General features: G+C 71.6%; 21 protein-coding genes. 10 read left to right on the top strand and 11 right to left on the bottom strand.

The window, feature by feature from the left end:
* Positions 1-146: 146 nt before the first annotated feature.
* Genes ACMW4R_RS06035 through ACMW4R_RS06015 form a run of 5 tightly spaced genes read right to left on the bottom strand, consistent with a single transcriptional unit; the run spans position 147 to position 7,772 of the window.
* On the bottom strand, positions 147-977 hold the full coding sequence (locus ACMW4R_RS06035; RefSeq protein ID WP_418299428.1) for an MBL fold metallo-hydrolase: 831 nt from the start codon (positions 975-977) through the stop codon (positions 147-149).
* Positions 974-2,644, bottom strand: a complete 1,671-nt coding sequence (locus tag ACMW4R_RS06030) for an allophanate hydrolase (RefSeq protein ID WP_418299427.1) — start codon at positions 2,642-2,644, stop codon at positions 974-976. Before ACMW4R_RS06030 ends, ACMW4R_RS06035 begins: the two co-directional genes overlap by 4 nt.
* Positions 2,641-6,243, bottom strand: coding sequence for an urea carboxylase (gene uca, locus ACMW4R_RS06025; protein WP_418299426.1), 3,603 nt, complete (start codon positions 6,241-6,243; stop codon positions 2,641-2,643). The genes ACMW4R_RS06030 and uca overlap by 4 nt, the downstream gene beginning before the upstream one ends.
* Positions 6,240-6,920, bottom strand: coding sequence for an urea amidolyase associated protein UAAP2 (locus ACMW4R_RS06020; RefSeq protein ID WP_418299425.1), 681 nt, complete (start codon positions 6,918-6,920; stop codon positions 6,240-6,242). Before ACMW4R_RS06020 ends, uca begins: the two co-directional genes overlap by 4 nt.
* Before the next feature lie 12 nt (positions 6,921-6,932).
* Positions 6,933-7,772 (bottom strand): urea amidolyase associated protein UAAP1, encoded by an 840-nt coding sequence (locus ACMW4R_RS06015; RefSeq protein WP_418299424.1) that lies wholly within the window; start codon positions 7,770-7,772, stop codon positions 6,933-6,935.
* 85 nt (positions 7,773-7,857) lie between these two features.
* Between ACMW4R_RS06015 and ACMW4R_RS06010 the strand changes: the two genes are divergently transcribed.
* The 6 genes from ACMW4R_RS06010 (at position 7,858) to ACMW4R_RS05985 (ending at position 12,739) form a co-directional block, all read left to right on the top strand.
* Positions 7,858-8,514 (top strand): TetR/AcrR family transcriptional regulator, encoded by a 657-nt coding sequence (locus ACMW4R_RS06010; RefSeq protein WP_058596727.1) that lies wholly within the window; start codon positions 7,858-7,860, stop codon positions 8,512-8,514.
* A gap of 388 nt (positions 8,515-8,902) precedes the next feature.
* Positions 8,903-10,417, top strand: coding sequence for a sodium:solute symporter family transporter (locus tag ACMW4R_RS06005; protein WP_418299423.1), 1,515 nt, complete (start codon positions 8,903-8,905; stop codon positions 10,415-10,417).
* Positions 10,418-10,574: 157 nt separating this feature from the next.
* Positions 10,575-10,703 (top strand): hypothetical protein, encoded by a 129-nt coding sequence (locus ACMW4R_RS06000; protein ID WP_418299422.1) that lies wholly within the window; start codon positions 10,575-10,577, stop codon positions 10,701-10,703.
* A gap of 50 nt (positions 10,704-10,753) precedes the next feature.
* A complete protein-coding gene (locus tag ACMW4R_RS05995) occupies positions 10,754-11,620 on the top strand; it encodes a spermidine synthase (protein WP_058596725.1) in 867 nt (288 codons plus the stop codon).
* 72 nt (positions 11,621-11,692) lie between these two features.
* Positions 11,693-12,220 (top strand): tetratricopeptide repeat protein, encoded by a 528-nt coding sequence (locus ACMW4R_RS05990; protein ID WP_058596724.1) that lies wholly within the window; start codon positions 11,693-11,695, stop codon positions 12,218-12,220.
* Between the two features lie 30 nt (positions 12,221-12,250).
* The gene (locus ACMW4R_RS05985) at positions 12,251-12,739 is read left to right on the top strand and encodes a SprT-like domain-containing protein (RefSeq protein ID WP_058596723.1); all 489 of its coding nucleotides are present in this window, start codon (positions 12,251-12,253) and stop codon (positions 12,737-12,739) included.
* A 405-nt stretch (positions 12,740-13,144) separates the two neighbouring features.
* On the opposite strand, the gene ACMW4R_RS05980 is transcribed toward ACMW4R_RS05985, so the two are convergent.
* Positions 13,145-13,771, bottom strand: a complete 627-nt coding sequence (locus ACMW4R_RS05980) for a 2-phosphosulfolactate phosphatase (RefSeq protein ID WP_058613886.1) — start codon at positions 13,769-13,771, stop codon at positions 13,145-13,147.
* A gap of 80 nt (positions 13,772-13,851) precedes the next feature.
* Here ACMW4R_RS05980 and ACMW4R_RS05975 point away from each other — a divergent pair, with 80 nt between their 5' ends.
* Complete coding sequence (locus ACMW4R_RS05975) at positions 13,852-14,358, top strand: hypothetical protein (RefSeq protein WP_058596721.1); 507 nt, start codon at positions 13,852-13,854, stop codon at positions 14,356-14,358.
* Between the two features lie 69 nt (positions 14,359-14,427).
* Here the strand turns inward: ACMW4R_RS05975 and ACMW4R_RS05970 are convergent, their stop codons facing one another.
* From ACMW4R_RS05970 to ACMW4R_RS05960, 3 genes are all read right to left on the bottom strand, one after another.
* Positions 14,428-15,081 (bottom strand): response regulator, encoded by a 654-nt coding sequence (locus ACMW4R_RS05970; RefSeq protein ID WP_081317367.1) that lies wholly within the window; start codon positions 15,079-15,081, stop codon positions 14,428-14,430.
* Positions 15,082-15,119: 38 nt separating this feature from the next.
* Positions 15,120-16,277 (bottom strand): sensor histidine kinase, encoded by a 1,158-nt coding sequence (locus ACMW4R_RS05965; RefSeq protein WP_241492226.1) that lies wholly within the window; start codon positions 16,275-16,277, stop codon positions 15,120-15,122.
* Positions 16,278-16,370: 93 nt separating this feature from the next.
* Entirely contained in the window at positions 16,371-16,859 is a 489-nt protein-coding gene (locus tag ACMW4R_RS05960) for an Lrp/AsnC family transcriptional regulator (RefSeq protein WP_058596719.1), read from the bottom strand.
* Positions 16,860-16,965: 106 nt separating this feature from the next.
* On the opposite strand from ACMW4R_RS05960, the gene ACMW4R_RS05955 reads away from it, so the two are divergent.
* Positions 16,966-18,375 (top strand): DUF6421 family protein, encoded by a 1,410-nt coding sequence (locus ACMW4R_RS05955; protein ID WP_418299421.1) that lies wholly within the window; start codon positions 16,966-16,968, stop codon positions 18,373-18,375.
* Positions 18,376-18,533: 158 nt separating this feature from the next.
* Positions 18,534-19,235: an SDR family NAD(P)-dependent oxidoreductase gene (locus ACMW4R_RS05950; protein WP_418299420.1), complete on the top strand. Its 702-nt coding sequence runs from the start codon at positions 18,534-18,536 to the stop codon at positions 19,233-19,235.
* A 92-nt stretch (positions 19,236-19,327) separates the two neighbouring features.
* On the opposite strand, the gene ACMW4R_RS05945 is transcribed toward ACMW4R_RS05950, so the two are convergent.
* Together ACMW4R_RS05945 and ACMW4R_RS05940 are read right to left on the bottom strand one after the other, a co-directional pair.
* Positions 19,328-20,917: an MFS transporter gene (locus ACMW4R_RS05945; RefSeq protein ID WP_418299419.1), complete on the bottom strand. Its 1,590-nt coding sequence runs from the start codon at positions 20,915-20,917 to the stop codon at positions 19,328-19,330.
* Between the two features lie 121 nt (positions 20,918-21,038).
* Positions 21,039-24,230, bottom strand: coding sequence for a DEAD/DEAH box helicase (locus tag ACMW4R_RS05940; RefSeq protein WP_418299418.1), 3,192 nt, complete (start codon positions 24,228-24,230; stop codon positions 21,039-21,041).
* Between the two features lie 111 nt (positions 24,231-24,341).
* On the opposite strand from ACMW4R_RS05940, the gene ACMW4R_RS05935 reads away from it, so the two are divergent.
* Entirely contained in the window at positions 24,342-25,409 is a 1,068-nt protein-coding gene (locus tag ACMW4R_RS05935) for a threonine aldolase family protein (RefSeq protein WP_363338005.1), read from the top strand.
* The last annotated feature ends 95 nt before the right edge of the window (positions 25,410-25,504 follow it).

Here is a 25,504-nt window from a genome sequence, read left to right as displayed (position 1 = left end):
GCCCATTGCCCGTGTGTATCGATCGTGTTTCGGGTCGGCGGGCAGGATGCCACGTCTCCGTCCGCGTGTCACACCAGATCGCCCTCCCCTCCGGCATCCCAGGGGGCGTTTCGCATCCTCCCCCGGCACCGCCATTCGCGCGGGCCTCAGCGGGAGGCGATCACGCCCGTCCAGACGGGGAAGCCGGGGTCGTGGGCGGGCCAGACCTCGGACGACGGGGCGCGATGGAGGGATGCCAGGCGCGAGATCGCGCGGTCGGCGGCGGCAGGACCGTCGGCGCCCACCGTCGAACCGCAGCGGACCTCGCGCTCGATGTTGTCGAGCAGGTCCGCGGCGTCTCCGGCCAGGACGACCGTGCGCTCGGGCAGTTCGACGACGAACGACTGGTGCCCCGGGGTGTGGCCGGACGTATCGATCGCGGTGAGACCCGCGGCCAGCGGCGTGTCGCCGTCGAGCAGGCCGAGCGTGAGGCCGTCGCGGTCGAGGTCGGCGCGGAAGAGGAAGTTCCCGCGCGCATCGGTCGTCTCGCGAACGTGCTGCCACTCCCGGCGCTGCAGCAGCAGCGGCTGGTCGGGCGTGAGCAGGCGGGCGGCACCGGTGTGGTCGAAGTGCGAGTGCGTGAGCAGCGCCGCCGCGAGGTCGGCGAGCTCGAGCCCGGCCTCGGCGATCTGATCGACCAGCGGATCGCCGGGCGGGACGATCGGCGTGTAGTTCTCGTAGTCGAAGGATGCCGTGCGCGTGGCGCGGTCGCGGATGCGCGCCGGGTCGAACCCGCCGTCGACGATCACCCACCCCTCGTCGAACACGACCGCCACCGCCGTCACCGGCTCCATGAGGAACCGGAAGGTGCTGCCGCCCTCCAGGGAGACGGCCTCGGGGATCGGCTCGTACGCCACGACCATGGGGACCAGGCGTCGCGGCCGCCCGCTCAGGCGCAGGGGCGGCAGATCGGCGTGATCGACGACCGTCGAGCTCACGCCGTCGCCGCCCGGAATGCGCGCCACCCGCCGTACGTCGTAATGTCCGTCGCACCTTCCAGCGCGACGGCCTCGCACAGGAATCCGGCGACGCTCGACCCGTCCGCGAGGACGGCGGAACCGATCCCCATGGGCGCGGGCAGGTCCGCGACGAAGCGGCCGAACCCCGCGGCCGGGAGCCGCCACACCTCCCCCGCGATCGCGGCGCCGCCGTCGGTCACGCGGGCGAGGCCGGGCTTGGGCGGGACCGTGTCGAGGGCGTAGAGCCGGTACTGCGCGGCCGTCTCGACCTCGGCGACGAACGTTCCACCCGCGGCGACGAGCTGGTGGTTCAGCGGCTGACCGCGCAGGTGCGCCCCGACGACCAGAAGCTCGACGGCCGGCGCCTGGATGCGCTCGGCGAGCTGCGCGAGCGTGCGGTCGGCGAACGGCGCGCCCGTCAGCATGACGCCGAACGCGCGGCCGCCAACGACCCCGGCGGGGACGGCGAGGGCGCTGCGGTCCAGCAGATTCGCGAAGTTCGTGTACCGGCCCATACGACTGTTGGCTCCGACCGGATCGGCCGCGACCTCGTCGAGGGTCGGATGCCACGTGGTCGTCGGCGTGAGCAGCGCCACGGTCCCGTCGAGTCGGTGCAGACCCTCCGCCCCCAGGCGGTCGAGACGTTCACGGTCGCGGAAGTAGTCCGCAGCCCGCGCCTCGGCACCGCCGAGGACGATCGCCGCGACCGTGGGATCGAGGTCGGTACCGACGAGCTCGGGGTGCGCCGCGATGAAATCGCCCACGGCCGCCGTGCGCTCGGCGACGAACGCGCCTCCGTACAACAGCGAGGCCGCCTCGAGGAGGGGAGCGATGTCGACCTCGACGATCTCGACGCCCGAGGCGGCGAGCGAGGCCACGACAGCGCCGAAAGCCTCCGCCCACCCGTCGGCGAGGCCCTCGAGGTGCTCGGGCGTCGGGACGGCCACGCGGGGACGGGCGTCGAGCGGGTGTGCCGGTCGGTCAGGGCGAGCGAGGGGGTCCACCCCGTCGGGACCGGACATGAGCTCGACCGCTGTGCGAGCGGTGAAGAGATCGCGCGCGAACACCGTCACGCAGTCGAGCGTGCGGCAGGCGGGAACGACACCGGTCGCGGGGACGAGACCCACCGTGGGCTTGACGCCGACGATGCCGTTCAGCGCGGCGGGCACGCGGCCGGACCCCGCCGTGTCGGTTCCGAGGGCGAGATCGACGATGCCGAGGGCCGTGGCCACGGCCGAGCCCGAGCTGGAGCCCCCCGAGATGTGGGTCGGATCCCAGGCGTTGCGCACGGCGCCGAAGGGACTGCGCGTGCCCACGAGCCCCGTCGCGAACTGGTCGAGGTTGGTCTTGCCGATCACCACGGCCCCCGCGGCACGCAGGCGCGCCACGGAGGGGGCGTCCCGCTCCGGCGTGTACGCGTAGGCGCGGCTGCCGGCGGTGGTCGGCATCCCCTCGACGTCGATGTTGTCCTTGACCGCGGCGACCAGACCAGCCAGAGGCAGACGCTCGCCCGCTGCGACCCCGAGATCGACCTCGGCGGCCTCGGCGACGGCATCCTCTTCCTCCCGGAGGGTGATCCACACCTCGGGGCGATCGACCTCGCGGAGCCGGGCGTACGCGGCGCGGACCCGGTCGACGGCGCTCACGCGGACACCTCGACGGCGGCGAGCAGCTGGCCCGCGGCGACGGTCTCGCCGGGGCGGACGAACACTTCGGCGATGGTCCCCGCGGCGGGGGCGCCGAGCGCCGTCTCCATCTTCATGGCCTCGAGCACGATCATCCTCTGTTCCTTCTCGACGGGGGTTCCGGGGGTGGCGTCCACGCGCCAGACCGACGCGGCGAACGGGGCCGTGATGCCGACCGTGCCGGGCGGGAGTTCTCGACCGACGGCGGCTGCGGCCGGGGCGGCGTCGTGCACGCGATCGAACTCGCCGCTGGCCCGCCACCGGTCGCGCTCCTCGTCGAAGGCGCGCCGTTGGCGCTCGCGGAACGCCGCGATCCCCGGCGCCTCGTCGGCGAGGAAGCGCTCGTACTCCGCCAGGGCGAACTCACCCTCGACGGTCTCGAAGCTCCCGCGTCCGGCATCCACGTCGGCCCGGAGGTCGAGCAGCTCCTCGGGAGAGACGGGGTACCAGCGGATGCGGTCGAAGAAGCGCAGCGCCCACGGGTTCTCGGTGAACAGCCCGCCGCGGCGGAAGCGGTTCCAGATCTGGACGGTGCGGCCGACGAACTGGTACCCGCCCGGGCCCTCCATGCCGTAGATGCACATGTACGCGCCGCCGATGCCGACGGAGTTCTCGGCCGTCCACGTGCGCGCGGGGTTGTACTTCGTCGTGACGAGGCGGTGGCGAGGGTCGAGCGGCGTCGCGACGGGCGCGCCGAGGTACACATCTCCCAGCCCCATCACGAGGTACTGCGCGTCGAACACCGTGCGGTAGACGTCGTCCACGCTGTCGAGCCCGTTGATGCGGCGGATGAACTCGATGTTCGACGGCGTCCACGGGGCGTCGTCGCGGACACCCGCCATGTACCGCTCGATCGCCAGCCGGGTCGCGGGGTCGTCCCACGACAGCGGCAGGCGCACCTCGCGCGAGGGCACGACGAGCTCCGAGGTCGAGGGCAGGTCGTCATCGAGCTCGCGCAGGAGCCCCACGAGCTGCGAGGCGCGGAGAACCGAGGCATCCGTGTGCACCTGAAGGGACCGGATGCCGGGGGTGACGTCGACGAGCCCCTTCGGTGCCTCTTGTGCCAGACGCTCCTGCAGCGCGTGGACGCGCATGCGCAGGCCGAGGTCGAGCACCTGGTCGCCGAACTCGACGAGGACGTTGTCGTCGCCGTCGCGGCGATACGTCGTCCGGGGGCGGAGCACGCGCTCCCCCTCGACCTCGGCCTCGCGCACGGCGATCACGCCGTCGTCGCCGTCGCCGACACCGACGAGCGCGGGCGCGGCGACAGCGGGGTCGAGGGCCGCGGCATCCGCTTCCCGAACCGGCGCGAAGCGTACGATGTCGCCCGGCCGCAGCTGACCCAGCTTCCACAGATCACCGGATGCCACGACCACCGGGCACACGAACCCGCCGAGGCTCGGTCCGTCGGGGCCGAGGAGCACGGGGGTGTCACCGGTGAAGTCGAGCGCGCCCACCGCGTAGGGCGTGTCGTGGATGTTGGAGGGGTGCAGCCCCGCCTCGCCGCCGTCGGTGCGCGCCCACGTCGGCTTGGGACCGGTGAGCCGCACGCCGGTGCGGGCGGAGTTCACCTGCACGCGGTACTCCGCGGAGTACAGGGCGTCGATGTCGGCGCGGGTGAAGAACTCCGGCGCGCCGTGCGGGCCCTCGGTCACGGCGATCGTCCACTCCGACGCGAGGTGCGGGCGACGCTCGACAGGAGTGGGGACGGGGGTGGCGATCGCGGCCACTCCCGGACGCAGCACGTCGCCGGTCACGAGCGCGCGGCCTCCGTGCCCGCCGAAGCCGCCGAGCGTGAAGGTCGAGGCGCTGCCGAGGTACGCCGGCACGTCGATCCCGCCGCGCACGGCGAGGAACACGCGCATGCCCGGGCCCTCGGCGGTGCCGATGCGCAGGACGCCGCCCGCGGGAACCTCGATCGGCTCCCACTGCGCGGCGGCGACGCCGTCGACCTCGACCGCGACCGGGGCGCCCGTGACCGCGACGACCGACGCGACGCTGAAGCGCAGGGTCGGACCGGTGAGGGTGATCTCGAGTCCCGGCGCACCCTCGGGGTTGCCGGCGGCGAGGTTGGCCTCGCGGAAGGACACGGCATCCATCGGGCCGGACGGCGGGACGCCGATTCGCCAGTACCCCACGCGTCCGGGGAGGTCCTGCACGGTCGTGAGCATTCCGGCATCCACGACGTCGATGCGGGGGTCGGGGTCGCGCGCGTCGTCGAGGGTGCCGGTGTCGTGCGCGACGGCGCGGACGCGCGGGTCGTTCACGACCTCGCGGATCATGCCCGCGCCGGTGACGATGCCGTCGATGCGCGTGTCGGCGAGCGCGGCCGAGAGCCGGTCGAGCGCCTGGTCGCGATCGGCGCCGTGCGCGATGACCTTGCCCAGCAGCGGGTCGTAGAACGGCGAGACCTCGCTGCCGGCCTCGACCCACGCGTCGACCCGGATGCCATCGCCCTCGGGCAACCGCACGGCGGTGACGAGTCCGGTGGAGGGGGTGTTGCCGCGGTCGGGGTCCTCGGCGTAGATGCGGGCCTCGACGGCGTGCCCGCGGGGTTCGCGGGCTTCGGCGAACAGCATGTCAGGGACGGCCTCGGGGCCGCCGCCGGCGAGATCGAGCATCAGGCCGACGAGGTCGACGCCGAACACCGCCTCGGTGACGGGGTGCTCGACCTGCAGGCGCGCGTTGACCTCGAGGAAGTACGCGCGCTCGGCGATCGGGTCGTAGACGAACTCGGCCGTCCCGGCGGACCGGTAGCGGATGCCGGATGCCAGCGCCGCCGCGGTGCGGTGGAGTTCCGCGCGGACTTCTTGCGGGAGTCCGGGCGCCGGCGCCTCCTCGACGACCTTCTGGTTACGGCGCTGGAGCGAGCAGTCGCGGTCGCCGAGGACGGCGACGCGTCCGGCACCGTCGCCGAAGAGCTGCACCTCGACGTGGCGGGCGGGGCGCACGAACTTCTCGAGGAACACCCCGGGCGTCCCGAAGCTCGCCGCCGCCTGGCGGACGACCGCGTCGTACGCGGCGCGGAGCTCGGTGGCATCCGCGCACACGCGCATGCCGATCCCGCCACCGCCGCCGGTGGCCTTGAGCATCACGGGGTATCCGATGACGGATGCCGCGGCCTCGGCCTCGTCGAGGGACTCGAGCACGCCGGTGCCGGGGAGGAGCGGCACGCCCGCGGCCTCGGCGAGCGCCCGCGCGCGGTGCTTCAGACCGAAGGCCTCGAGCTGCTCGGGCGTCGGACCGACCCACGCGAGCCCCGCCGCCTCGACGGCGCGCGCCGCGTCGGCGTTCTCGGCGAGGAACCCGTACCCGGGGTGGATCGCCCCCGCACCGGTGGCGCGGGCGGCGTCGAGGATCGCGTCGATGCGGAGGTACGACTCGGCGGCGGGGGCGGGGCCGAGGCGCACGGCCTCGTCGGCCTCGCGGACGTGGGGCGCGGCGCGGTCGGCGTCGGAGAACACCGCGACGGTGCGGAGGCCCCGCTCGCGCGCGGAGCGCAGGATGCGGCGGGCGATCTCGCCGCGGTTGGCGACGAGGAGGGTGTCGAAGGAGGTCACGGGCGCGTCACCACCATCCGCAGGGGCGTGCAGCTGAAGTCGTTGCACGGGTTGTTCATCTGCGGGCAGTTCGACACGATCACGAGCACGTCGCGCTCGGCGCGGAGGGCCACGCGCTTGCCGGGTGCGGACATGCCGTCGACGATGCCGAGCGATCCGTCCTCCTCGACCGGGACGTTCATGAACCAGTTGAGGTTCGACACGAGGTCGCGGGCGCCGAGCCCGTAGCGCGCGGCCTCGGCGAGGAAGTTCTCCCGGCACCCGTGCTGATACAGCGTGTGGTGGCCGTAGCGGAGGGTGTTCGACTCCTTCGAGCACGCGCCGCCGATCGTGTCCTGCCGGTCGACCTCGTTGCCGACCACGGTCATGAGCGGAAGGCCGAGGTTGCTGCGCAGCACCGTGCCGGTGCGGACGTAGACGTTGCGCTGCCACGCGATCGTGTCGGCGGCGCTGTAGCGCTCGTCGGTGTCGGCGGCGTTGTAGACGAGGAAGTCGGCGGACTGGTTGCCGCCCACGTCGACGATCGTGAGGACGTCGCCGGCGCGGACGATGCCCGACCAGGGCCCGCGGGGCGCGACGCGCTCGTCGAGCACGACCTCTCCGGGGACGAGCGGTTCGGACCACTCGAGGGGGACGCCCTCGGCGTGGACGGGACGTTCGGGAACGGTGGTGATCATGACGACTCCTGCTCAGAGCCCGGCCAGGGCGGCGTACGTGATGCTGTTGCGGTAGGCGCGTTCGCGCTCCGGGGTGAGGGAGAACACGGCATCCCCCTCGGCGGTCGGCTGAGACGCCCACGCGGTGATCTGGAGCGGGCCGACGACGTAGTCGTCGCGCGGGTCGAGCGAGTGGGGGACGTTCGCGACCAGCACGATCAGCGGCAGCTCGGCGACGAGGTCGACCGAGGCACCCGGCCCGGCGGAGCCCAGCCATTCGAGATCGCCCTCGGGATTCGCGCGCACCCCCTGGAAGAACGACACCGCTGGCGGCAGGTCGCGCGCGGTCAGGCCGTGCTTGCTCGCGGCGAGACGGAGGAGACCGTGGCCGGACGGCGACGGGCCCTCGGGCGCGGCGTCGCCGTAGCGCTGCTCGTTCCAGGCGTCCGTGGAGGTGCCGCAGAACGCGTCGTGGTGGCCGGACGTGTCGGCGGCGATCGTCGCGAGCACGCGGCCGTCGCCCGAGAGCAGCGGGTGACCCTCGCCGAGGTAGGCCTGCCAGGGGATCTTCTGCGTGTCGGCGACGTTGAGGCGCTCGCCGGGGTTGGCCGTGTTGAAGAGGAGCACCGCGGCGCACGCGTCGCCCGTGGGGTCCGTGAAGCGCAGGCGCGTTCCCCGCGCAACGCGGAGGTGGGCGTACCCACCCGGGGCGACCGTCTCGGCCCAGCGGAGGTCTTCCGCGGCGACCCCGTCCGGCGCGAAAGGCGCCGAGGAGGGCGGGAGATGTGGCATCCATTCCGACTGTGCGGCACGGGCGCGGGCGTCCTCCCGGGCTCGCCCCACGTTGCCGAGGGCGTCGACGCGACCTTCCATGTGCGACCTCTTTCTGTCGGTTGACAGGTATTAGAGCAGGCGTGCGTTTCGGTGGCGTTACGGGCCGCCCGGGTACGGTGGGGGCATGGCCGCGACAAGAACCGGACGACCCCGGGCATCCGGCTCCTCCCCCACCGGCCTCGGCACCCGCGCGGACGTCCTGGCCGCGGCCGCCGCCCTCTTCGGCACACGCGGGTACGCCTCGGCCAGCACGCACGCGATCGCCGAAGCCGCCGGCATCCGTCAGGCGACGCTGTACCACCACTTCGCGCGCAAGCAGGACATCCTGCTCGCGCTGCTGCTCGACACCGTGCAGCCCTCGCTCGACGTCGCGGCCGAACTGCTCGCGCGCGACGAGGAGCCGGCCGCACGCCTGTGGGCGCTGTGCGTCGCAGACGTCACGCTCTTGGCCGATGCGCCGCACAACACCGGGGCGCTGTACCTGCTGCCCGAGGTGTCGGACGCGGCGTTCGAGCCGTTCCGCGACCGCCGCAGCGAACTCGAGACGACCTACCGCACGCTCGTGGCCGCGTGCGGCGTCGCGCCCGGCGCCGCCGCCGCGGGCGCCTCCCTCGTGCTCGCGCTGGTCGAGAGCGTGATCCTGCAGCGCAAGGGTGGACAGACGGCGACCCTGGATGCCACGACCATCGCCGCCGCCGCCTTGCGCGTGCTCGACCTCGACACCGCGACGCGCGAGCGCGCGGCCACGGCGGGTCCGGGCGTGCTGGCGGCGCTGGGCTGAGCCGCGACCGCCGGGCGGGGCCCGATCCCGGAGCCGCCGCGGCCGCGCGAGCACGCCGGGCGGGGCCCCGATCCCGGAGCCGCCGCGGCCGCGCCAGCACGCATAAACGCGATTCGCGACGATAAACGCGCTGTCCCCGCGTTTCCGTGCGCGGAGAGCGTTTATGCGTGATCGGGAGCCGCGACCCCGGGCGCGGCTCCACCCGGAACTCCAGCCCCGGATGCCACGGGCCGGCGCCCCGTATGCCGTGCCCCGGATGCCGCGCCCCGACGCCGCGGGCGATTTCACGCGCCTTTAACACGGCCGAAACCACGCGCGACCCCGGTGAGCGGATCGTTTCTGTCAAGCAACAGAAACCCGAACCGCCCCTCATCGCCGGGAGCCCGCCATGATCATCTTCGGAGTCGCCCTCAGCGTCGTCCTCATCCTCGTCGTCGGCATCGTCGTCGCGCGGAAGGTCGACGGAGACAGCGCGAACTACCTCGTCGCCGGGCGCCGCCTCGGCGTCCCCCTCGTCGCCGTGAGCCTCACCGCCGCGGCCGTCGACGCCAACGCCACGGTCGGCAACACCGACCTCACCTCGCAGTTCGGCTTCTGGTCGGGGGCCTCGCTCGCGATCGGCCTCGCCCTCTGCCTCCTGCTGACGGGGCTGTTCCTCGCCAAGCGCATGAACGCCATGAAGCTCTTCACGCTGGGCGACTTCTTCCGCCTGCGCTACGGACGGCCCGTCGAGGTGCTGGCATCCGTCCTCATGATCGTGTCGTTCACGTTCCTGCTCGCGGGGAACCTCGTCGCGTGCGGCTTCCTGCTCGAACGCTTCGCGAACATCCCGTACGCGTGGGGCGTGGTGCTCGCGGTCGCCCTCGTGCTCGCCTACACGGTCGCCGGCGGGCTGTTCTCGGATGCCTACACGGCGGCGATCCAGACGACGATCACCGTCGTGGCGGCCATCGTGCTGCTCGCGTGGGTCGCGTACTCGTACGGCATCGTCATCCCCGAGGGGATGGGCCCGTTCGACCTCGAGCAGCTCAGCGACCCCGCCGCCGGCGCGCCGATCAACTGGGCCACCCTCATCTCGCTCGCGATCGGCGACATCGTCGCGATCGACTTCATGCAGCGCGTGTTCGGCGCCAAGAGCCCCTCGGTCGCGCAGCGCTCGTGCTTCGTGGCCGCGGGCCTCACCGCCGCGATCGGCACGATCTTCGCGATCGTCGCGCTGAGTGTCTCGTCGACCCTCGGCATCTCGGTCGAGAACGGTCCCGTGCTGTACACGCTGCTGAGCGACTACGCGCCGCCGATCATCGCGATCCTCGTTCTCTCGGGCATCGTCGCGGCGTCGTTCTCGACCGCCTCGGGCGCGATGCTCGCGACGTCGGCCATCGCGGTCCGCAACATCTTCACCGTCCGTCGCCACACGGGCACCGGTCCCGACCCGCTGCTCCGCTGGACGCGCGTGGCGATGATCCCCTTCGTCATCGCCGGCGCCGTGCTCGCGATCCGCGTCAGCCAGACCGGCATCCTGCTCACGCTCGCCTTCGACCTGATGCTCGCGTGCCTCGCGGCGCCCTTCGTCATCGGGGTCTTCTGGAAGCGCCCGGGTGCGGTCGCCGCGCTCGGCGCGATGGCCGTCGGGTTCGTCGTGCGCATGGTCTTCCTCGCCCTCACCCCGACGCTGTACGGCGTGCCGAACGACATCCTGTACATCCCGAACGAGCTGATCGGGGCGGACTTCGACGGCTGGGCCACGCTCGTCGCGGCACTCATCGGAATCGGCACCTTCGTCGCCCTCGCGTTCGCGGTTCCGCGCCGCGAGTCCGAGCTCGACCGGGAGCTGGCCGTGCTGGCCGATCTGGCGGCGGAGCGGGAGGCGTCCGAGAAGGAGGGGGTGGGGGTTCCGGCCTGAGCGCGCGAACGACCCGCGGGGCCGATCCACCATCCGGTGTGGTCGGCCCCGCTTTCGCGTCACGATTGGCGCGTTCGCGGCTCCCCTCCACGCTCCGGACGGCCACCGGCCTCACCCTCCCGCCTGAACACCGCTCGGATGACAACCGCTCGTCCATGTGCGCCACACCCCCGACGCGGTCGCGACCACCGGCATCCCCCTCCACGGATGGACGCCCCTGCCCGACGAGACGGTGAGCATCGTGACGCCCTCCTCCGTGGCATCCGTCTCGCTGGAGCGCTTCTGAGGGCTCGGCGCACCCCGCGCGCTCCGGGGCCGAGGGCCTAACGTGGAGGAATGGCTCGAATGCGCATCGAACCCGACGACGCCCCCACGACACGACTGTCGGACGGCTCGATCGCGCGCGTCTCCCCCTCGGGCTTCGTCTCGGGCTTCGAGCTCGTGGTCGACGGCACCCCGCAGTCGCACGTCGACCTCGACGACCCCACGCACCTGCACTTCGAGTACATCGCCCGCATGGGCGCGGTCATCGATCGACTCCGGATGCCGGGACAACCGCTGACCGCTGTGCACCTGGGTGCGGGTGCCCTCACTCTTCCCCGTTACGTCGAAGCCACTCGGCCGGGCTCGCGGCAACAGGTCATCGAGCTCGAGCCCCGACTGTGGGACCTCGTCCGCGAGAACCTCCCCCTCCCCCGCGGAGCCGCCGTGCGCGTGCGGATCGGTGACGCGCGCGCGGGCCTCTCGCGGCTTCCCGCCGGCCTCACCGGCGCCGTGGATCTCCTCGTCAGCGACGTGTACTCGGGGGCGCAGACGCCCGCGCACCTGACGACGGTGGAGTTCTATCGCGAAGCCGCCGCCCTGCTCGCCCCCGACGGCGTGCTCCTCGTCAACGTCTCCGACGGGCCCGGCCTCGCGTTCGCGCGACGTCAGGTCGCGACGGTGCGCGAGGTGCTGCCCGAAGTGATCCTCCTCGCCGAGGTGCAGGTGCTGAAGGGCCGCCGGTTCGGCAACCTCGTGATCGCCGCCTCCGCGGCTCGTCTTCCGGTCGAGTGGCTGCCGAGACTCATGGCCGCCGGACCGCACCCCGCGAAGGTGTCGCAGGGAGCCGAGATCGAGGAGTTCGTGCGCGGTGCGCGTCCGGCGACGGATGCCGACGCCACGCCGTCTCCCAAGCCCTCGGCATCCCTCTTCGAACGCTGACCGCGTGGCGGCTGGGCACATCGGCCTTCGCGACGCAGACTGGAGACCATCGGCCATTCGGGAGGAGCGACGGTGAGCTATATCCGCGGGTATGACCCCGACACATTGCGCGAGATCACTGACTCTCGTGAGTGCGCGGAGCGTCTCGACGAGATCGGCTCGCAGCGCAGCCTCCCCGCCCTGCTCGAGCGCGTGTGGCTGCTCAAGGTGCTCGACCGCTTCGACGAGGCCCTCGCGATCTCGGAGCAGTCGGTGCGCGTCGCCCGCATGGCGGGCACTCGCCGCGACCTTCTGCGCGCCCGCATCCTGCACGCGACGATCATGCAGTGCCGCGGCGCCTACGCCGCCGCCGAGCAGGAGCTGACGATGTGCGCCGAAGAAGCCGAGGGGCAGAACTGGGCGAGCATCGCCGCGTTCGCCCTGCAGCACCGCGGCAAGGTGCACTACGACGAGGGCGACTACGACAGCGCCCGTCGCGACTTCAAGCGTGCGCTGTTCCTCCGTCAGAACGCCGGAGCCACCGACGCCCAGCTCGAGTCGACGCTGCTCGCGATCGATGCCGCCGACCGCCGTCGTTCGCGCGAGGTCGTCGCGAGCTGAATGTCGTAGCCCCCGCTTAGTCTTCCGGTCATGTCCGAACTGCAGCGCGTGCGCACCTGGGCAGAGGCGCTCATCGCCCTGCACCTCGACGCGTCATGGACGTTCGGCTTCGACAACGCCAAACGCCGCGCGGGGCTCTGCGACTACACCCGCAAGCGGATCAGCGTGTCGCGCTACCTCGCCGCACGCTACGACGACGACACCAATCACCAGACGCTGCTGCACGAGGTCGCGCACGCCATCGCAGGCGGCGCAGCCGGGCACGGCCCGGTGTGGAAGCGCACCGCCCGAGAGCTCGGCTACGTCGGCGGAACGACCCACGCCGGCGAGACGGCCAACGAACTCGCCCCGTGGGTCGGCACGTGCCCCGCGGGACACGTCGCCTACCGGCACCGCCGCGCGACGCGGCCGACGTCGTGCGCGAAATGCGCCCCGCACTTCGACCCGCGCTTCGCGCTGTCGTGGGTCCGGCGCGACATCAGCCGCGCGACGCGCCTCGCGGCCGCGACGCCGCGCTGACGCGGGCGTTTCCGGCGCGCGGGCGGTTCCCGCGCGCGGGCCTTTCCGGCGCGCGGGCAGTTCCTGCGCGCGGGCAGTTCCTGCGCGCGGGCCTTTCCGGCCCCGCAGATTCGGAAAAGCGGCGTGGATTCGGACGAAAGCCCGCGTTCGGTCCGAATCCGCGCACCATCTCCGAATCCACGCGGCGGCACGCGCGCGGCGCCGGCACGCACGCGGCGCTGGCGTACGCGCGGCGCCGGCATACGCGCGGCGCGGCGCGGCGGCGCGAGTCTTGGGCCGGGTCTGCGGGACCACCGCTCGCAGAATCGGACCACGCACACAGATCCGGACCATCCCCGGCATCTCATCCGAATCCACGCACCATCTCCGGATCCGCGCGGCCGCCGGGGCCGGGGCCCGGGCGGGTCAGTCCGCGCGGAACGCGTCGTCGATGAGCGTTGGGACGACGGATGCCGCATCCCGCGCGGCCGCGGCCTGCACCACGTCCGCACGCCCGGCGTCGGTGAGCGACCGACCCGTGCCGCTCGCCGACAGGAGGTGGCGGGCCGCTCCGCGGAGAGCGCGATACCCCTCGCCCGCGAGGGCCGCGTCGGGCGAGGCGTGGTCGATGCCGAGGTCACCGAGTGCCGCGATGACGGCCCCTGCCCCCAGGAGGTCGTCGACCGCGAAACGAAGGGTCTCGGCATCCGGACCGTCGGGGTACCCGACCGCGATGAGGGCGATGCTCGTGCGCGCTGCCCGCGCCGTCTGAATCTCGAGGACGCGGTCGGCCACGGCACGCGCATTCCGGATGCCGCCGACGAGAACCTCCGCCGCGTCGCCGGCCGCAGCACGCACCAGAGCGGCGGTCGGAAGCCCCTCGACGGGCAAGGTCGCCCCCGCTTCGATGGCGGTGAGCGCATCGGCCGAGAGTCCGAGGGTCTGCACGAGAATCACGACGTCGGCCGGGGCGAGGCGGTCGAGGCCCGGCCGACCCCAGTCGAGACGCACCTGGTAGTTCGCTTGGGCGTGCGGGGTGGGGTCGTTCGGCATCCCTCGAGCCTAAGCCGGGTGCGCGCGCCCGCCGCGTCAACCGGGGTGCCGCTCACCGACGGTGCGGCAGAATTCGCAGCATGCGCATTCTGTTGAAGTTCGTGATCGATTGCGATCCGGATGCCGCGTGGCGAGCGCTCCACTCCCCGCGCGCCGTCGCGGAGCTGTACGGACCGCTCCTCGACGTCGAAGCGCTCGGTGAGATGCCGACCTCGTTCTCATCGGGCGACGACGTCCCGGTGCAGATGAGCCTGGCCGGCGCCCTCCCCCTCGGACGTCAGTTGATCTCCGTCGCCGATCGCGAGACGACCGACGGGAATGGTCGAGTGCGGGTGTTCCGCGACTGGGGTGTGCCGCTGACCGGTCCTCTCGCGGCCCTCGACGTCTGGGACCACCAGATGGCGGTGTCGGCGGCTCCCGGTCAGCCCGGGCGGACACTGTGGCGCGAGCGCCTCACGATCGGCGGGTCCGCCGCCCCCGTGCTCTGGCCGGGGCTGTGGGCGATGTGGCAGTGGCGCGAGGGCCGCATCCGGGCTCTCGCCCCGACCTGGGCCTACGACCCCGAGTCGAACGACGACGACGCCTGACGCGGGCGCGAAACGCGGAGGCGTGCCGCGGGCACCTGACGCGGGCACGCCCCCCGGACGCGCTGCCGCTCAGACCAGGCCGTGCCGATAGGCGAAGACGACCAGCTGGACGCGGTCGCGTAGCGCCAGCTTGGAGAGGATGCGGCTGATGTGCGTCTTGACCGTCGCCTCCGAGAGGAACTCCTGCGCCGCGATCTCGCTGTTGCTGAGGCCGGCCGCCGCGAGCACGAAGATCTCGCGTTCACGCTCGGTCAGGTCGTTGTAGCTCTGCGGCACGGGCTCGGCGGTGCCGTTCTCGGCGATGTGGGCGAAGAGTTCGCGGGTCGCCTCCGCCGCGATGACGGCTGAGCCGGCGTGGACCGTCCGGATGGCGGACAGGAGGAACTCGGGCTCGGAGTCTTTGAGCAGGAATCCGCTGGCGCCGCCCTGGATCGCGCGGGCGGCGGCCTCGTCGAGGTCGAAGGTCGTGAGCACGACCACGCGGGGTGCGCCGGGCTCGCGGAGGATCTCAGCCGTCGCGGTGAGCCCGTCCATGACCGGCATGCGCACGTCCATGAGCACGAGATCGGGTCGCATCGCGCGGACCATCTCGACGCCCTCTCGACCATCGGACGCTTCGCCGACGACCTCGAGGTCGGGCTGCGAGTCGATCACCATCCGGATCCCGGCGCGGAAGAGTGCCTGATCGTCGACGAGAACGATGCGTACGGGGGTGGTGCTCACTCGGTCGGTTCCTCTCGGCTGTTGTGCGGGTGCGGGGCTCACTGCGGCGCCCCGACGGGCAGCGTCGCGCGGACGACGAAGAAGCGCCCCTGCGGCTCGGCGGTCAGGCGGCCCCCGACGAGCTGCGCGCGTTCGCGCATCCCGATGAGACCGTGTCCGCCCGACGGCTGCGACGGACCGTCCACCCGGGCGTTACGGACCGTCAGCTCGACGCGGTCGGGCAACCACCCGAGGTGGACGTCGACGTGGCGATCGACGCCGTGGCGAAGCGCGTTCGTCAGAGCTTCCTGCAGGATGCGGTAAACCGCGAGCTGGATCGCCGCCGGCGGTTCCCCGGGGGGCGCCGGATCGACGTCGACCGAGAGTTCGACACCCGCGGCTCGGACGTGCGCGTACAGGGCATCGAGATCGGTCAGGCGAGGCTGCGGCCCCTCGGCCTGCGTATGGCGCAGTTGCGTGAGCAGTTGGCGCACGTCTGTCAAAGCGGCTCGAGCGGTCGTCGAGATCGTGGCGAGAGCCGCCGTAGCGGCGTCCGGGTCGGCGGCTGCGGCATATCGCGCCCCGTCCGCTTGCGCGATCACGACGGCCAGCGAGTGCGCGACGACATCGTGCATATCGCGCGCGATGCGCACGCGCTGCTGCTCCGCGATGGTCTCGGCTTCGGCGAGGCGCTGCGCGCGACTGTTCTCCGCCGCTCGCATCGCCGTTCGCACCAGAGCTCCCGTCACCCACGCGAGCAGGAGCGCGAACGCCGCCGCCAGAAGAATGGCGAAGATCGCGAACACGTCGTTCGGCTGGACGGGCGACGTCAGCCTGCGGACGACCAGGTACAGCGTGACCAGGACGGCGCCGCCGACGGCCGAGGCGAAGCCGGTCCAGAAGACCCGACGTGAACCGTAGGCCGCGGTCGTATAGAGCACCGCGAAGATGGCCATGTCGGTCGGCGAAGGTTCTCGCCCCAGGCCCATCTGCAGGAGGGCACCCGCCCAGGCCAGGGAGAGGGCGAGTCCGGGGCTCAAACGCCGCAGAGCGACGGCCCCCGTGAACGCCACCACCATGACGCACGCCCCGATGTTCTCGAGAGCAGAGGGCTCGGTCGATGCGAGTTCGACGGCGAGCGCGAGCAGCCCGAAGATCCCGGCGAGGACGAGGTCGGTCACCAGTTGGTATCGGCGCAGCGGGCGGAGGGAGAGCATCGCGGCAACGCTACAGACCCGCGGGGGACGCGGCATCCGTCCCGCGATGTATTCGTGGACGCTCGCCGGGATGAGGCGTCTGGGGAGGAGAAGTCAGGCCGGGAAATCGGCCGGTTCGATCGGCCGCGCCTCGAAGAAGGTCTGGAGGACGATCGTCGTGCGCGTGTTCACGTGCGCCGCCGCGCGGATGTCGCGGATCAGCTCCTCGAGATCACGCGGCGTCGGCACACGGACGAACAACATGTACGCCGCGTCTCCCGCGATGGAGTGGCACGCCTCGATCGCGGTGAGGTGCGCCAGCAGCTCTGGCGCGTTGTCGGGCTGCGCGGGGTCGAGTGGCGTGATCTCGACGAAAGCCGCGAGAGGGCGACCGAGAGCCTCGGCATCGAGGACGGGCCGGTAACCTCGCACGATTCCGCGCGCTTCCAGCCGACGCAATCGCGACTGAACGGCGGAGACGGACAGACCGACCCGTTCGGACAGGTGCGACAGCGTCGCGCGCGCGTCGAGGGAGATCTCGCGGACGATCGCCGCATCGACGGCGTCATCGAGGCGCGCGGGGCGGGCAGAAGCCTCGGTCATGGCGTCGACAGTATCAGGGTGCCGCGACATCATCCTGGCGCCACGTGTAAGTTTTCCGTTAGCATGACATTCTGACAGGAATATTTCCCGCTGAACGGAGGATGCCATGACCATCGCGACGCCTTCCCGCGCCTCGCACGAGTTGCTCGACGGCCGCACCGTCGCCGAGGTCGAGCTCACTCCGGCGTGGGCGCAGCTGAAGAGCGCGACCGTCGCACTGCAGGGTCTGCAGGCGAGCGACGGGTCGATCGCCGATGCGGCAGCCGCCGCCCCGCTCCTCGACGACATCGTCGAGGCCATCGAGACTCTCGCGCCCCTCTTCCCGCACGACGCCGCCTACCTCTACGCCTCGATCGCGGACTTCCAGCGCTGGCGCGACGCCGGACTCGGCGTGCCCGACTTCCTCGACTCGCTCGTGGCGTTCCAGCCCCAGGAGCACCGGGTCGACGGCATCCGTCATCTCGTCATCTTCCCGATGTACACCCAGAACGGTTCGCGTGATCGGCACGTCGAGGCGATCCTCGTCGAGGCCATCTGGCCCGACTTCATCGCCCAGCTCGAGACGGAGTACACCAACCGGCTGTTCGTCTCGCTGCGCCTGCTCGACTTCACCCCGGGGTACGACACCAATTCGGCCGTGTTGTTCCCCGAGACGGTCGCGATGCGCGAGATCCCGACGTTCACGTGGGGCGCGATCTTCCAGGACCGCGAGGCCGCCCGCTACCGCCGCGTGACCCGCGCCGCCGCCGAGATCACGAAGCTCGAGCTCCCCGCGGCCGCCGCCCGCATGCTCGACGACCAGTCGCTCACCGAGCAGACGTTCGTCATGTGGGATCTCATCCACGACCGCACCCACATGCGCGGCGATCTGCCCTTCGACCCGTTCATGATCAAGCAGCGCATGCCGTTCTTCCTGTACTCGCTCGAGGAGCTGCGGTGCGACCTCACCGCGTTCCGCGAATGCGTCGCGTTGCAGGCCCGCCTGTCACTTCGACAGGCTCAGGGACCGGAGCTGGATGCCGCGGAGCAGGCCATGCTCGAACACGCCGGGCTCGTGCAGTACGCGGTGATCTTCGACCGCATCTTCCGCTTCGCGATTACGGGGTCGCGTGTGCGCAACTACGACGGCCTCGGCGGTCAGCTGCTGTTCGCGTGGCTGCACCAGCGCCGCGTGCTGCACTGGACGGACACGTCGCTCGCCTTCGACTGGGACGAGGTCCCCGCCGCGGTGATCGCCCTCGCCGACGCGATCGACGAGCTGTACTGGCGCTCGATCGACCGCCCGAAGACCGCGCACTGGCTCGCCGCCTACGACCTGGTGCGCTCGGTCGTCACCCCGCACCCCGCCTCGGTGTGGGCTCGCGGTCTGCCCGATGACGTGCTCGCGGGTCTGCCGAAGGGCTACACCGACGCCGTGCTCGACGACGAGTTCCCGCTGTCGATGTTCTTCGAGGCACTCGAGAAGAAGATGCGCCCCGTGATCGCCTCGACCGAGGGCATCCGCGGCACGGACTGAGGCGCCGCTCTGCCCCCGCGGCGGGCTTCCCCCGGCGAGTGTCCAGAACACGCCGTGACCGCCCACGGCCACACGGCGTTTCTTGGACACTCGACGAGGGTGGGCGCGAACGGCCTCGACGTGGCGCGCGGGGCGGGACACACTGGATGAGGGGGGCGATGATGACCGACGTGGTGGCCATGGACGAAGGCGTGCGGGACCGACTGGTGCTCCTGGCGGGCGGCACGAGCGCTGCGGGACGCTCCGCCGCCCGGGTGCTGCTCGACGCCGGGGCTCGCGTGGTGGTCGTCGGCAGCGACGACGACCACCTGGCGTCGGTCGCGGCCGAGGTCCCGGGCGTCGCGGTTCGACGCTGCGACCTCACCGATTCCGACGCGGTCGACGCGCTGCGTGATCACGTGCATGCGGCACACGGCCGGGTCGACGGCCTTCTGCACCTGGTCGGCGGTTGGCGCGGGGGCCGTGGCCTGGCGGGCCAGACCGACGACGACTTCGCGTTCCTCCTGCGCTCGCTCACGGCTCTGCGGCACGTGACCCGAGCCTTCGACGACGACCTCAGAACCTCGGATGCCGGCCGCTTGGCGATCGTCTCTTCGACCTCGGTCGCGCGCCCCCTCGCGGGCGGTGCCAACTATGCGACGGTGAAGGCCGCTTCGGAGACCTGGGTTCGCGCGGTCGGTCAGGGCTACGCGAAAGACGCGCGCGACGCGGCGCGGGAGCCCACGGCGGCGGCCGTCATCTTCCGGGTCAAGAGCCTCGCCGGCCTCGAGGATGCTTTGGCCGCCGCGTTCCTCGCTCTGTGGGACGACGAGGCCGCCGTGCTCAACGACGTGGTGATCGGAATCGAGGGGGCTGACTGATCCCGCCGGGCGGGCACGTCCGTCCGTCCCGAACCGATACGCGTCGTCGAGAGCGCAGGTCTCGTCTTCGCGCCGACGTGTGTGGTGCCCCCTCAGTCCCGCCCACGATCCGGCGCGGCGGGGGCTATCCTCGCGTCCCCGTGTCCGTCAGCACGGGCGGTGTGACCAACGGTGGTTTCGACCGTTCGCTGGACCTTGGGTGGAGGACCGCTCGGCGCGACATCGCCGTCTGGGCCCGGCCGCGGGGGCACGGACGACGTGGCACCCTCGGCATCCGAAACGCCCGTCTCGACGACCTCGGCGTTCACCTCGGCCGTGCGGTACTGACGAGAGAGCGTGCGGTACGAGCGGGTGAGGAAAGCAAGGGAAGCCGCGATCACCATGAACAGACCCGCGAAGACGAAGACGAGCGCGATGCCACGCGAGTGCCCCTCGCCGAGCAGCCAACCCCAGGCTGCCTTCCCCGTGTCGCCGTCCATGTAGGGGATGATCGCGAAGGCCGCGATCGGCGCGATCAGGAACGATGTCACCGGCGCTGCGGCCGACTCAGCGGCCGCGGCGAATCCGAACACCCGCCCCTGAGTGGCGAAGGGCACGACTTTCTGGATGACGGTCTGCTCGGCGGACTCGACGACCGGGATAAGTGCCATGTAGATCCAGATCCCCACCGCGAAGAGCCACCCCCATTCCCGCAGGGTGAAGATCGCCCCGAGCACGCCCATCCCGATGACGACCCACAGCATCGTGCGGATGGGATTTCGACCGAGACCGAACTTCGCGACGAGGCCGCCTCCGACGATGAAGCCCGTCGCGGTGATCGCGAGGACGACGCCCCAGACTTCGGCGTTGTAGACCCGTCCGTCGATCTCCCATCGGTAGAGGTCGAGCCCGTACGGGTCCATCAGCGCCATGTAGACGCCACCGATGAGGTTGTTGAAGGTCGAGAAGATGATGAGCGCGATGAGCCCGGGGGCCGCCCGGACGGCGCGCCACGCTCCGCGCAGATCGACGATCGGCCCCGGTTCGGCCCCTGCAGCCGGCTTTTCTTCGGCGATGCGGATGGTGAGCAGGTGTACGAGTGCGGCGAGCGTGAGCCCGATCGCGATGGCCAGCGTTCCGCCCATGCCGAGGAACCCGACGGAGAGGCCGCTGAAGACGCTCGTGACCACGAACGCCAGGCCTTGGACCGTCCCGACGAGACCGTTCGCGTTGGCGTGACGTTCGACCGGCACGAGAAGGGTGACGGTGGTGGACAGGGCGATGTTCCGCATGTTCTCGACGACAGCGCCCGCGAGGATGACCGCGGAGAACACCCAGAACCACGGTCCGCCGAGATCGAGCAGGGCTGACTCGGGGAAAGCCAGCCACAGCGCGCCGGCGACGAGGAACGCCGTCAGGGTGACGAGCCCGGAGAACACCATGACGCGGTGCTTGCGGTGTCGGTCGACGATCGAGCCGAAGACCATCGCGAACACGGCGAGGAGAAGCATGTACGCGCCGCCGACGATGCCGGTGGCCAGGACAGAACGCGTCTCGAGGTAGACCCAGAAGGTGAGGGCGAACCACAGGAAGCTCGTGGTGACGTTGGCCGCGGCGGTGTTGACGAGAACCGCGAGGAACGTGCGGTTTCCACCCGTGGGAGCGCCCGCGACGACGGCGGCGGAAGACGGTTCGGCGGACATAGCCACACGGTAGACCCGACCTCCGACATCGGCCAGACGCCCGTCGTTGCGAGAGTCCGGCGGCCGCCATGCCGGGGCCGTCGAACGGACCATCCCCGGGGCCACTGGGCGTCGCAGGACGTCAGTCCAGCAGGCTCCGGATGTCGTCGGCGGTGAGGTGCGGTCCCCCCGCGAAGGATCCACCCTCGTCACTGCCGCCGTCGAGGACGCGCGAGAACAGCTCGGCCTTGGCCTCGCGCAACGCGACCACCTTCTCTTCGACGGTCTCCGCCGCGACGAGGCGGTACACGATCACCGGGCGCGTCTGCCCGATCCGGTGCGCGCGGTCGATCGCCTGGTCTTCGACGGCGGGGTTCCACCACGGGTCGAGCAGCACCACGTAGTCGGCCTCGACCAGATTGAGCCCGACGCCACCCGCCTTCAACGACACGAAGAAGGCGGGGTCGTCACCCTCACGGAACCGATCGATCTCGACCTGCCGGTTCGTGGTCGTGCCGTCGAGATATCCCGAGGCGAGTCCCGCCTCGGTGCAGCGCTCCCGGGCGGCGCGGAGGAAACGCGTGAACTGGCTCAGTACCAGGACGCGGTGCCCTTCGGCGGCGGCCTCGACCAACAACTCCTCCAGGGCGTCGAGCTTCGCGGACGGGGCCTCTCCCTCGTCGACCAGGGCGGGATCGAGCGCCAGCTGCCGGAGCATCGTCAGCGATCGGAAGATCGCGAAGCTGTTTCCCTCGGCGTCGTCGAGCAGCCCGAGCAGACGCTGCCGCTCCCGGTGGAAGCGCCGGTCATAGAGCTTGCGGTGCGTCGGGTGGAGGGAGACCTCGATGATGGTCTCTTGCTTCGGGGGAAGCTCCGACGCGACGAGATCCTTCGTGCGCCGCAGCAGGAATGGCCGGATCCGGCGACGCAGGAGGTCGAGGCGCGCGGCGTCGGAGTGCTTCTCGATCGGCGTTCGATAGAGGGTCGTGAAGGATTCGCGCGTCCCGAGGAGTCCCGGAGCGACGAGCGACATGAGGGCCCACAGCTCGAGGAGGTTGTTCTCCATCGGGGTGCCCGTGATGACCAACGTGAAGGGCACCGACAGCGCCCGGGCGGCGCGATAGCCGCGAGAGGCGGGGTTCTTGATCTGCTGCGCCTCGTCGAGCACCAGCCCGGACCAGTCGACCTCGGCGTACTGCTCCTGCTCGAGTCGGAACAGCGCATAGCTCGTGACGACGACGTGCGCCCCGGCGGCCGTCTCTTGGATGCTCGTCGCCCGTCGCGTCTGCGTCGCCGTGACGACGCGCACGTCGAGGCCCGGCGCGAACGTCGCGCACTCGCGAGCCCAGTTTCCGACGACGCTCGTCGGAGCGACGATGAGGAACGGCGCCATGGTCGGATCCGCGGCGCGTGCCGCCTCCATCATGGCGATCGTCTGCACCGTCTTGCCGAGACCCATGTCGTCGGCCAGGACGCCGCCGAGTCCCTGTGTGCGCAGGAAGTGCAGCCAGTCGAGACCGGCACGCTGGTAGTCACGCAGCGTCGCACGAAGGCCCGCCGGCGGATCGACGCTCTCGAGCGCTGCCTCGTCGGTGAGCCCCCTCACCCGCAGCCACCACTCGGCCTCTCGCGCGGCGATCATGCCCAGCTCCGACAGGTCGTCCCACAGGCCGACGTTGTACCTGTTGAGCTTCAGCTGCGACTCCGGCCGGTCGGCGAGCGTCCGGGCCTCGTCGATGACCGCTCGCAAGCGCGCGAACTCGGGGGTGTCGAGGCGGACGTACTCTCCGTCGCCGAGGAAGAGCACCCCGTCGCCCAGCGCCAATGCCGTGTACAGGTCGGTGAAGTCGACCTCGACGTCGCCGACGCTCACCCGCGCGTGAAGATCGAACCAGTCACTGCCGTCGTCGGTGGAGGTGGTCAGCTCGACGACCGGAGCCTCGGGTGCGGCGCGGTAGTCCCGTGCCGAGCCGGTGACGAGCACGCGCACATGATCGATCTCGCGAAGGCGCGGCAGCACCTCGACGGAGAGGATCGCCGCCGCCGCCGGAACGAGCGGCCTCGGAGGCGTCTTTCCCGACGGGTACGGCTCCGGGAGGATGATCCGCGCATCGGAGGCGACGGCGGAGGCGGTCGCCCACACGGCGCTCTCGTGCTCGGGGTGGTGGCGGCCGCGCGTGGACGAGCGATCCCACCGCGCCGCGATCGATGCACCCTCACCCTGATGATCGACGAGGAGTTCGAGTACCGGCAGAGGAGCGGCGGGCACCTCGACGGTGCCACGTGGCGACACGACGGGCGCATCGAGCTGGAGGCGCGGCAGGTAGTCGGCCAGGAAGGTGTCGGCGCTCGCCGCATCGATGGTGAGCGCGTTCGGGCGGGCGAGGAGTCCGCGCACGGGTGCGGGCGCCGGGGTCGACAGGCGCGCGAGCGTGATCCTTTCGTCGGCGCCGTCGCGATCGGCGACGAAGGCGACGGCGACGGCCGGGTCGCCCACGACCCAGGACGACAGAGAGGCGACCTCATCGGCGACGCCCTCCACGATGCCGCGCATCTGCAGGCTCGACCCGCGTCGCTCGAGCGCGACAGCGGCGCGGACGGGCTCGGCGGGGATGTCGACCGGGTGGTGCATGCCGGAACCGGAGACGATCGGGACGCCGGCTGCGAGAACGGCGTCGAGCTGCATCCACAGCGAGTGCGGTGGGACGGCGGCGAGCGGCATCCATTCGTCGGAGAGGAACGCACCCGGTCCGGACCGGCCGAGGCGGCCCAGGCTGTCGATGGCGGCGCGCGCCGCAGGATCGGCCGGCAGCGCCGCGAGAGCCGACCACCCGGCGCGCCCCTTGATCCACGTGCCTCGCGTACCGCGCACGCCGGGACGCGCCGTCAGGGTGAGAGCAGTGCTGCGCCCGTGCCCGCCCCCGCGGCGGATCGACAGGAACAGACAGAGCTCGAACGGGGGCTCTTCGTCGGCGGGCGGGGCGGAGAGGAAGAGCTCGTCGAGGGAGCGCTGCCACTCCGGCCGCGGCGGTCGCCCGGCCGCGATCAACCGGTCGAACAGCAGGAGCGCCGCCGCGCAGGAGTGCTCGCATTCGGGCCCTCGCCCGCACGAGCACCACCCCGACAGCCGCGCGACATCGCCGGGAACCCGCAGCTCGAGGTGCTCGTACCCCGCCGCGCCGAAGGACTGCGCGGTCACCACTCGGACGTCGCCGATCGTCTTCACATCGCCGACCTCGACGGAGCCGTAGACGAGGAGCCGGTCTGCGCGCGTCATCGCCGCGGGCGAGAAGATCTCGCCCGCGATGCTGAGCGCTTCGGGGTCCAGGTGCATCCCCTCATTCTCGTCGGGCCCTCCGACACACGGCTGCACCTCGGCACCGATCGGGGGATGGTTCGTCGATCTGCCCGGCTGGGGATAAGAGGCCGAAGTTAGGCTGGGACCGTGACTTCCCTCCACGACGTGTCGGTGCGCGGTTTCGCCTCCGACAACTACTCCGGCATCCACCCCGACGTCCTCGCCGCGATCGCCGCGGCCAACGAGGGCCACCAGGTCGCCTACGGCGAAGACGTCTACACCGCTCGCCTGCAGGAGCTCTTCGTCGGGCTCCTCGGCGAGGGGGTCGAGGCCTATCCGGTCTTCAACGGCACGGGAGCGAACGTCGTCGGGCTGCAGTCGATGCTGCCGCGCTGGGGCGCCGTGATCTCGGCCTCCACCGCCCACATCAACGTGGACGAGGGCGGCGCCCCCGAGCGCGTCGGCGGCATCAAGCTGCTGACCGTCCCCACCGACGACGGGAAACTCACCCCTGATCTCGTCGATCGCGAGGCCTGGGGATGGGGCGACGAGCACCGCGCGCAGCCGCTCGTCGTCTCGATCACGCAGTCGACCGAGCTCGGCACGCTGTACACGGTCGACGAGATCCGCGCCCTGGCCGACCACGCCCACGGGCACGGCATGCGCCTGCACATGGACGGCGCTCGCATCTCCAATGCCGCGGCCGCCCTCGACGTGCCGCTGCGGACCTTCACGCGCGACGCGGGTGTGGACGTGCTGAGCTTCGGCGGGACGAAGAACGGCGCCATGATCGGCGAGGCGATCGTCGTGCTCGACCCTGCGGCATCCACCGGGCTCACCTACCTGCGAAAGCTCGACATGCAGCTCTCGAGCAAGATGCGCTTCGTCTCGGCGCAGCTCGTCGCCCTGCTCGAGAACGACCTGTGGCTGCACAACGCGCGCCACTCGAACGCCATGGCGCAGCGCCTGCGCGCCGGTGTCGAGGCGGGTCTCGCCGACGGGTCGATCCGGGGCGTCGAATTCACCCAGCCGACCCAGGCGAACGGCGTGTTCGCGACGCTTCCCGCGGGTGTCGCCGATCGTCTGCGCGAGAGCTTCCGTTTCTACGATTGGGACGAGTTGCGCCGCGAGGTGCGCTGGATGTGCTCGTTCGACACCACCGAGAGCGACATCGACGCCTTCATCGCGGCGATCGCCCGCGAGACGTCGGCCTGACGCGACCCGCCCGGGACCGAACCGAGCCCGAGCCGACCGCCCGATCCGGGCGCGGAGGCCGCGCACCCGAGCCAGTGGCCGTGGCATCCGAACCC

This window comes from Microbacterium sp. S1037 (assembly GCF_048381605.1).
In the GTDB taxonomy this organism is placed as follows: domain Bacteria; phylum Actinomycetota; class Actinomycetes; order Actinomycetales; family Microbacteriaceae; genus Microbacterium; species Microbacterium testaceum_B.
This window is presented reverse-complemented; position numbering and strand designations above follow the sequence as displayed.

Excerpts from the sequence above, each read along its gene's own strand:
- ACMW4R_RS05995 (WP_058596725.1), top strand. The coding sequence starts at position 10,754 with ATGGCTCGAATGCGCATCGAACCCGACGACGCCCCCACGACACGACTG.
- ACMW4R_RS06005 (WP_418299423.1), top strand. The coding sequence starts at position 8,903 with ATGATCATCTTCGGAGTCGCCCTCAGCGTCGTCCTCATCCTCGTCGTC.
- ACMW4R_RS06020 (WP_418299425.1), bottom strand. The coding sequence starts at position 6,920 with ATGATCACCACCGTTCCCGAACGTCCCGTCCACGCCGAGGGCGTCCCC.
- ACMW4R_RS05950 (WP_418299420.1), top strand. The coding sequence starts at position 18,534 with ATGATGACCGACGTGGTGGCCATGGACGAAGGCGTGCGGGACCGACTG.
- ACMW4R_RS05980 (WP_058613886.1), bottom strand. The coding sequence starts at position 13,771 with ATGCCGAACGACCCCACCCCGCACGCCCAAGCGAACTACCAGGTGCGT.
- ACMW4R_RS05940 (WP_418299418.1), bottom strand. The coding sequence starts at position 24,230 with ATGCACCTGGACCCCGAAGCGCTCAGCATCGCGGGCGAGATCTTCTCG.
- ACMW4R_RS05965 (WP_241492226.1), bottom strand. The coding sequence starts at position 16,277 with ATGCTCTCCCTCCGCCCGCTGCGCCGATACCAACTGGTGACCGACCTC.
- ACMW4R_RS05960 (WP_058596719.1), bottom strand. The coding sequence starts at position 16,859 with ATGACCGAGGCTTCTGCCCGCCCCGCGCGCCTCGATGACGCCGTCGAT.
- ACMW4R_RS06010 (WP_058596727.1), top strand. The coding sequence starts at position 7,858 with ATGGCCGCGACAAGAACCGGACGACCCCGGGCATCCGGCTCCTCCCCC.
- ACMW4R_RS05945 (WP_418299419.1), bottom strand. The coding sequence starts at position 20,917 with ATGTCCGCCGAACCGTCTTCCGCCGCCGTCGTCGCGGGCGCTCCCACG.
- ACMW4R_RS06015 (WP_418299424.1), bottom strand. The coding sequence starts at position 7,772 with ATGGAAGGTCGCGTCGACGCCCTCGGCAACGTGGGGCGAGCCCGGGAG.
- ACMW4R_RS05955 (WP_418299421.1), top strand. The coding sequence starts at position 16,966 with ATGACCATCGCGACGCCTTCCCGCGCCTCGCACGAGTTGCTCGACGGC.
- ACMW4R_RS05975 (WP_058596721.1), top strand. The coding sequence starts at position 13,852 with ATGCGCATTCTGTTGAAGTTCGTGATCGATTGCGATCCGGATGCCGCG.
- ACMW4R_RS05985 (WP_058596723.1), top strand. The coding sequence starts at position 12,251 with ATGTCCGAACTGCAGCGCGTGCGCACCTGGGCAGAGGCGCTCATCGCC.